A 7,641-nucleotide genomic window follows, 5' to 3' on the forward strand; every position below is an offset into this window, starting at 1 on the left:
GCCACCGCCGTCTCGAGCGCGTCCCGCCGGTACAGCGCCGCGAGGGGCTGGCTCCTGCCTCCCTCCACGGCAGCCATCGACACCGATGGATCCCGGTCGGCAGCGGCAAGCAGGAGCTCCACGAGCTCCCCGGCGCGTGGCATATCGCAGGACAGCACGGCCAGCCATGCGGTGGAGTTTCCGGGCGGATCGAGCGCACCGGGGTAGGTCAGGGCTGCGGCAAGCGCAGCGGCGGGACCGGCGAAGGGAGGGTCCTCGCGCACCACGCGCAGCTCCGGCCCTCCCGTGGACGAGTGTGCCTGGAGTAGTTCGGGCAGCGCCACGGGAACCACCGAGTCCGGCCCGACGATGACGATCCGGGCTGCCTCGGCGACCGCGAGGCAGGTGATCTCGAGGAGCGTCCGGTCCCCGATGATGAGGTTCGCCTTCGGGGTGCCGCCCAGCCGTGAGGAGCGGCCCCCGGCCAGGACGACGGCGTCGAACCCGCCCCGAGGAACCTTCACGCCGCCCACTCGGTCAGGAACTCACTCCACTGCGGTGCGGGCTTTTCAAGCTCCCTCAGCTGCCACAGGGGCCCGTGGGGCGGCAGCGGCACGGTCCGCAGGTTCCAGCCGAGGCTCGCAAGGGTCTTGTCGCCCTTCGCGTTGTTGCAGCGCAGGCAGCACGCCACGAGGTTCTCCCAGGTATCGGACCCGCCGCGCGAACGCGGATACACATGGTCGATCGTGGTGGCCGTCTTGCCGCAGTAGGCGCACAGGTGGTTGTCCCGCCGAAGCACGCCCCGTCGAGTGGCAGTGACGTCATGCCGGTAGGGAATCTTGACGTACCGGTGGAGCAGGATCACGGACGGCCGTCCCAGCACTTCATTCGGACCCACCACCGGGTCATCGTCCTCGGCCACCACGCTGGCCTTGCCCGTCAGCACAAGCACCAGCGCCCGGCGGAAGGTGACGACAGCCAGCGGTTCGTATCCTGCATTCAGAACGAGAGTGCGCATGCACGGGCCTCTTTGCGACTACGTCCCGAGAACCGGTTGCCGTCCCGCGCTCAGGAGAAGTTCTCCGAATTGACAATGCTAGGGTAAGCCGCCCGCCGCTGTCAGGCGAATCGCCGCCCTGACCGCCGGCCTCAGCCATTAGCGGGACGCTGGCTCCCGCCGTCGTCCCAGCCCTGCTGCGGCGTTGCACAGGTTTCGCGGAACACATACTGCGAGGGCAGCTTGCGCTCGGAGCTCGACCAGTCGATGGCCGGGCGGCGCTGCTCCTCGGGGAGGTACCCCAGGCGGTAGACGGCCATCAGCTCAAGATCGTCGGGTACCGCCAGGAGACCGGCGATCTGTTCCCACCTGCCGGGCACCTCCATCGGAAAGGAGATGAACTGGATGCCCATGCCCAGCTCAACGGTGGTCAGCCAGATGTTCTCCATCGCCGCTCCCATGCTGAACACGGAGTAGAAGGAGGACAGCTCGCCAGGCCGGTATTCCGAGCGGTCCAGCAGGACGCCGAGCAGCAGCGGTGAGCCGGCAACGAGCCACCGGTTCTCCTCACCCAGCTTCTGCGGCACGCGGAGAGCGTTCATCATCACCTGCCCACGGCGCGTGAACACGTGCTTGGTGAAGGGCCGGAGCTGGGGCGGCAACCGGTCGAAGAGCATGCCGTCCCGCCGGGTCGCCATTTCCTCGGTACTGAAGCGGAAATAGGGCTTGTACCGCTCGAAGAAGGTGCCGTTGGACATTGCTGCCGTCATGCTGCCGCCGCTGATGGCCGCCACGCTCTGGATGGTTGCGCGGTCCTCGATGACCACGAACCTCCACGGCTGGCTGTTGAGCTGCGAGGGGGCGCGGCCCGCCACCTCCATGAGGAGCCGCTGGTGCTCCTCGGTGACGGGGGTGGGCAGGAACGGCCCGTTCGTCGTCTTGCGCCGCCGGATCACGTCGAGGAACTCCACGCGCTACCTCCGGACCCGCAGCAGGGCGGCCACGTAGAAGGGTGCGGCCGCCAGCGCCACCAGCGGGTGACGGCGGCCGGTCGTACCTGCGAACGGAATGACCGCCAGCGGAAGGATCGTCGGAGCAAGCGCGGCCCCGGCACGTCTTCCGCGAGGGTCGGCCGCAGCGGCGAGGATGGCCGTCCCGGTGATGAAACAGGTCCCGATATAGAGCAGGTGATGTATCCACCGGACACGCGAGGTATCGACCGCCCCGATCAGGACGGCCGCGCCGAGGGCTACGTTCACGGCGTAGGCGGTTGCGGCGGCGCTGACCGCCGTCCGTGTCGTCGTGCGCGTGGCGGCGCTTCGCGTCGACTCTGACGGCGCGCATAGCGCTGTGCGCCGCGCCGCGCGCGATACCTGCCTCCGTTGCCGTCCCACGGTTAGATCGTATGCGCCTTCCTAGGCGTTCGTTCCCACGGAGACGAAAACATGCGCTGCGACCTCGGGTGGCAGCTCGAGGGCGCCCTCAACTCCTGGCACCCGGACTGAGACGTACCCTCCCACGGACTCGAGGCTCAGGGTCGCGCCGGGGCGCAGCCCTCCCTCGTCCAGCTGGGTGAGCAGTTCGGGATCCACCTGGATGGGCTCCGCCAGGCGCAGGAGGGTGACCCTCGAATCAGCGCTGTACGTCTCCATCGCCGCCAGGAGGGTCACGACGCCGTCGGTGAGGAAATCCGTCGACACCCCGCCCAGCGCCTCGAGGCCCGGAATGGGGTTGCCGTACGGGGACTGGGTGGGCTGGCCGAGCAGTTCGTACAGGCGTCGCTCCACGCGTTCGCTCATGACGTGCTCCCAGCGGCATGCCTCGTCGTGGACGTAGGCCCAGTCAAGGCCGATGACGTCGCTCAGCAGTCGTTCCGCGAGGCGGTGCTTCCTCATGACCCCTGTGGCCCGGCGCCGTCCGAGTTCAGTGAGTTCGAGGTGCCGGTCCCCTGAGACGACCACGAGTCCGTCACGCTCCATCCGCCCGATGGTCTGCGAGACAGTGGGTCCGGAGTGGCGGAGCCGCTCCGCGATCCGGGCCCGCAGGGCGACAATGCTTTCTTCCTCCAGTTCGAGGATGGTCCGCAGATACATCTCGGTTGTATCGATGAGATCCGTCATGCGGTTCAACTCCTTGATGCGGTGCTGTGGGGTGCGGGACGAAAGGCCAGCGACCCTCCCAAGGTTAACCCATGGGTCAGCGCCCCCTTCAATCCGCTCCGACCCTCCCGCCGTCGTCGCTCCCCCTGTTCCTGTCCCCTGTCGGGTTTCCCGTCATGTTTCCCTGTCCCGTCTTCCGAAGGGGCGGTAGCCGGGTCACAAATGGGGCGGTGCTGCATCGCTGGGGCAGAATGAAACGATGACCGACAACGCCGATATCCGCATCCCTGCCGACCTGCTCCCCCTGGACGGCCGCTTCGGCGCAGGGCCCTCCAAGGTCCGCCCCGAGCAGCTCACCGCCCTTGCCGAGGCGGGAGAATCGCTCCTCGGCACGTCCCACCGCCAGGCACCGGTCCGGAACCTCGTGGGAGAGGTTCGCGAAGGACTGTCCGCGTTCTTCAAGGCCCCCGAGGGCTACGAGGTGGTCCTCGGGGTAGGCGGCTCCACAGCATTCTGGGACGTGGCGGCCTTCGGTCTCGTGACGTCGCGCGCCCAGCACCTCTCCTTCGGGGAGTTCGGGTCGAAATTTGCTTCCGCCACCAACAGGGCGCCCTTCCTCGAGGACTCGAGCATCCTCACCTCCGAGCCCGGCACCCGGCCCACCGCACGGGCCGAGCAGGGCGTGGACGTCTACGCCTGGCCCCAGAACGAAACTTCCACCGGCGTCGCCGCTCCGGTGCGGCGGATCGACGGCGCGGACGACGGCGCGCTCACCCTGATCGACGCCACCTCCGCCGCAGGAGGGCTCGACGTCGACGTGAGTCAGGCGGACGTGTACTACTTCGCCCCGCAGAAGAACTTCGCCTCCGACGGCGGTCTGTGGCTCGGCCTGTTTTCCCCTGCCGCGCTCGACCGGGCCGCTTCGCTCAACGGATCGGACCGCTGGATTCCGGACTTCCTGAACCTGCAGACCGCCATCGACAACTCTCGCCTGAACCAGACGTACAACACACCGTCGCTCTCCACGCTGGTCACCCTCAATGCGCAGGTGAAGTGGCTCAACGAAAGCGGCGGGCTCGCCTTCGCCACCGCACGGACTGCTGATTCGGCCGGCCGTATCTACTCCTGGGCCGAGGCCTCGCCGGTCGCGACGCCCTTCGTGCAGCGCCCCGAAGACCGGTCGAACGTCATCGCGACCATCGACTTCGCGGACTCCGTCGACGCCGCCAGAGTCGCCGAGGTGCTCCGGGCCAACGGCGTCGTCGACGTCGAGCCCTACCGGAAGCTGGGCAGGAACCAGCTGCGCATCGCCACCTTCGTGGCGATCGAGCCGGAGGACGTCTCCGCCCTCCTCAGATGCATCGACTATGTGATCGGGAAGCTCTAGCATCCTTCCGCGCCGAAGTCGTCTCCTACGCGCCGGGGTCTTCCGCTATCCGGCGGCACCCGTGAGACGGACGGAGGTGATCTCTGTCGGGTCCTTCGGCTGCGCTCCGAGCCGTCGGCTGATCTCCGCGGCGGCGTCTCTGCAGGCAATGCCCAGGTCGGCGAGGCGTTCTTCCGGGACGCGGTAGAAGGGCGCCGCAATCAGAACGGCTGCCACAACAGCACCGCGGTGGTCGAGGACCGGAGCTGCAACGCCGACTTCCTCCGGCGAGGTTTCGCCGAAGTTGTTGGCATAGCCGCGATCGGAAACCCCCCGCAGCCGCGCAACGTAGTCGTCGATGGATCCGGCCCTGGATCCGCCGATGTCCACGGTTCCTGCGGACAGCAGCCTGCGCACCGACGCTTCCTCCTCGGACGCCAGGAAGACCTGAACCGTCGCGCTCAGTGCCGTTGCATAGCGGCTGCCCATGGGTGAGGTGTGCTTGACCTGCTTGTTGCTGGGTATCTGCTCGACGGACACTGACTCCGAGCCGTCCCAGATGTTGAGGGCGGCCGTTTCGCCGGTGCACTCGGCCAGCTCCTTCAGCATGGGGAACGCGACCCTTCGCACATCCAGGTTGGCCAGCAGCGGACCGGCGATGGCGATCAATCCCATGCCCAGGCGGAATTTGCGGGACGACTCGTCGCGTTCGACAATCCGTTCCTGCTCGAGGGTCGCCAGTATGCGCGAAACGCTGGACTTGTGCAGCCCCACGCGCGCCGCGATCTCCGTGACGCCGAGCAGAGGTTCCTCCGTCGTGAAACAGCGCAGCACCTGCACCACGTTGACGATGACCGAGGCGTTTTTGGGCTCGGCGCGCGTGTCGTTCGGCTGGCTGGACATGGTGCTACTCCTCGATATGGCGATGACAGGGCGGCAAGACCCAGAAAACACGAGCTTGCCGCCCCGCCCCTGGGGATGATCCCCCAGGGGTCCCGCTGCTAGCAGGGGATGATGTTGTGTTCCGGCCCGAAACCGAACTTGGTGATGTTCTCCGCGCCGGAACCGTTGACCACGAGAATATCGTGCTCGCGGTAGCCTCCTGCGCCGGGCTGCCCGTCCAGCACGGTGATCATCGGCTCCATGGACACCACCATGCCTGGTTCCAGAACGGTGTCGATGTCTTCGCGCAGCTCCAGTCCGGCCTCGCGGCCGTAGTAGTGGCTGAGCACGCCGAATGAGTGTCCATAGCCGAACGTGCGGTTCGCGAGCAGCCCGCGATCCACATAGATCTCGTTGAGCTCGGCCGCGATGTCCTTGCAGACAGCACCGGGTTTGATCAGCTCCAGGCCGCGACGGTGGACCTCCACGTTCACGTCCCACAGCTCAAGGCTGCGCTCGTCCGGCTCCCCCAGGAACAGGGTGCGCTCCAGCGCCGTGTAGTAGCCGCTGGTCATCGGGAAGCAGTTCAGCGACAGGATGTCGCCGCGCTGAAGCTTGCGCGTCGTCGCCCAGTTATGCGCCCCGTCGGTATTGATGCCGGGCTGGAACCACACCCAGGTGTCCCGGATTTCGGAGTCGGGGAACGTCCGTGCTATCTCGTGCACCATCGCCTCCGTCCCTATCAGGGCAACCTCGTACTCCGAGATCCCTTCACGGATGGCGGCCTTGATCGCCTCACCGCCGAGGTCACCGATGCGGGCACCATGCTTGATGACCTCGATCTCCTCAGTGGACTTGACCATGCGCTGCCGCATGGCATCCTGCGCGACATCGAGCAGGGCGGCACCGTCGAAGGCCGCCTGGATCCTGTTCCGGTTGTCCAGTGGCAGCGAGTCGTCCTCGACCCCGATGCACCGCGCAGTCACGCCGCGCTGGCGCAGGGCCTCCTGAATGGCATGGATGTAGTTGTCGCGGCGCCAGTCCGTGTAGACGATGTTTTCCCCATAACTGGCTCTCCGTGGTTCGTGGTGAAAGCGGGTTTCGTGTCGTAGGAACTGAAGGGCTCGTGGCCCTGCTGGGATGGATGTTCTTGACGCATTCATCACTGACAGGAACCACGAGCTTTGATCGAGCCTACTGGGGCGCGCTCTGACGCTGCCACCATCATTTTCAACCTGCCCGATTACCGAGTCATCGGGGTGGACGTCCTGGCTTTCGGTCAGCGCAGGATCCGGGTCGAATCGGTCTTGGAGGCGGGCTGCCGGGGCTGTGGAACGATCAGCCACCGCAGGCACTCCCGTCGTTTCCAACGGGTCCGGGACGTACTGGTCGCGGGTCCGGTCGAGGTGCTCTGGCGCAAGCGCCGGTTCTTCTGCGACGAGTCCGAATGCCCGCGGAAGACCTTCGCGGAGGCAACGCCGCAGGTCCCTGCGTTCTCCCGCTCGACCGCGCGTCTGCGTACCGCCCTGGTCGACGCGGTGATCAGGTCCGGGCGTTCGGCGACGGAAGCGGCGACAGCGTTTGGAGTGTCGTGGTGGCTGGTCCAACGGGCGTTGAACACTGCTGTCCTCGAGCTGTCGGAACGTGGACACGCTGTCCCCGGTGATGCTGGGTTCGGTTCGTCGAAGGACACTGACGCCGCGGACGTTCTATGGGAAACTTGCATCTACGAGATGTCCTCATCTGGTATGAAAATTTGACTGTGGTAAGCCATATTTTCTCCCAGACGACGGGCATTTCGTGTTTAAAACGCCGCGCACAACCCGAAAATCATCGGTGGATCGAGGCTAAGCATGGCGCCTCGGTGTCCAGGTGGTGGCCATCGATCCGTCGGCGGCGTTCCGGAAGGCGTTGCGGATGTGGCTGCCACGCACCGCGGTGTCCGTGGATGCCTTTCATCTGAGCATGCTCGCCAACTCCATGGTGACCGAGGTCCGCCAGCGTCTCACCCACGAAACCAGAGGCAGGCGTGGCCGGGCTGCGGACCCGGTGTGGGCCAACCGCCGGCTGCTGCTCAAAGGCGCGGAAAAGCTCTCCGATCGGGCCAGGAACCGCCTGGACGTCGTGTTCGCCGTCGATGATCCTACCGGGAAGCTCGAGACGGCGTGGCGAGTGAAAGAAGCTTTGCGCGCACTCCTGGGCGTGGGGTCCCTCGCAGAAGCCGACGCTGCCAAAGCCATCCTCAAGGACCTGGTAGAGAGCGCAGGACAACCAGAGACTACCCGGCTGTTCCGAACAGTCTGCCGATGGTGGGACGA

Annotated in this window: 9 protein-coding genes and 1 pseudogene; 3 read left to right on the top strand and 7 right to left on the bottom strand. The window is 66.4% G+C overall.

Features of this window, described 5'->3' with window-relative positions:
* From Y704_RS20970 to Y704_RS0112250, 5 genes are all read right to left on the bottom strand, one after another.
* Positions 1-503: molybdenum cofactor guanylyltransferase (locus Y704_RS20970; RefSeq protein WP_035772622.1), on the bottom strand; the 503-nt coding region annotated here is incomplete at its 3' end.
* Positions 500-997, bottom strand: coding sequence for an HNH endonuclease (locus tag Y704_RS0112235; RefSeq protein WP_026550331.1), 498 nt, complete (start codon positions 995-997; stop codon positions 500-502). The genes Y704_RS0112235 and Y704_RS20970, both read right to left, overlap by 4 nt.
* Before the next feature lie 131 nt (positions 998-1,128).
* Complete coding sequence (locus tag Y704_RS0112240) at positions 1,129-1,947, bottom strand: nitroreductase family protein (protein ID WP_026550332.1); 819 nt, start codon at positions 1,945-1,947, stop codon at positions 1,129-1,131.
* 3 nt (positions 1,948-1,950) lie between these two features.
* Positions 1,951-2,370 carry a hypothetical protein gene (locus Y704_RS20975; protein WP_253904319.1) on the bottom strand — a complete coding sequence of 140 codons (420 nt, stop codon included), beginning with the start codon at positions 2,368-2,370 and terminating at the stop codon, positions 1,951-1,953.
* A 21-nt stretch (positions 2,371-2,391) separates the two neighbouring features.
* Positions 2,392-3,096 carry an iron-dependent transcriptional repressor DtxR gene (locus tag Y704_RS0112250; RefSeq protein WP_026550333.1) on the bottom strand — a complete coding sequence of 235 codons (705 nt, stop codon included), beginning with the start codon at positions 3,094-3,096 and terminating at the stop codon, positions 2,392-2,394.
* A 238-nt stretch (positions 3,097-3,334) separates the two neighbouring features.
* Here Y704_RS0112250 and serC point away from each other — a divergent pair, with 238 nt between their 5' ends.
* Positions 3,335-4,462, top strand: a complete 1,128-nt coding sequence (gene serC, locus Y704_RS0112255; RefSeq protein ID WP_026550334.1) for a phosphoserine transaminase — start codon at positions 3,335-3,337, stop codon at positions 4,460-4,462.
* Between the two features lie 45 nt (positions 4,463-4,507).
* On the opposite strand, the gene Y704_RS20980 is transcribed toward serC, so the two are convergent.
* Both Y704_RS20980 and Y704_RS20985 read right to left on the bottom strand, forming a co-directional pair.
* Positions 4,508-5,344 (bottom strand): IclR family transcriptional regulator, encoded by an 837-nt coding sequence (locus Y704_RS20980; protein WP_051477001.1) that lies wholly within the window; start codon positions 5,342-5,344, stop codon positions 4,508-4,510.
* 98 nt (positions 5,345-5,442) lie between these two features.
* Positions 5,443-6,393, bottom strand: a pseudogene (locus tag Y704_RS20985) (M24 family metallopeptidase); the annotation flags it as partial.
* Positions 6,394-6,507: 114 nt separating this feature from the next.
* Here Y704_RS20985 and Y704_RS20990 point away from each other — a divergent pair.
* Positions 6,508-7,083, top strand: coding sequence for a helix-turn-helix domain-containing protein (locus tag Y704_RS20990; RefSeq protein WP_051477002.1), 576 nt, complete (start codon positions 6,508-6,510; stop codon positions 7,081-7,083).
* A gap of 115 nt (positions 7,084-7,198) precedes the next feature.
* Positions 7,199-7,641: transposase (locus tag Y704_RS20995; RefSeq protein ID WP_343212844.1), on the top strand; the 443-nt coding region annotated here is incomplete at its 3' end.

Origin of the sequence: Arthrobacter sp. Br18 (assembly GCF_000520555.1) — a bacterium.
Classification (GTDB): Bacteria; Actinomycetota; Actinomycetes; order Actinomycetales; family Micrococcaceae; genus Arthrobacter_D.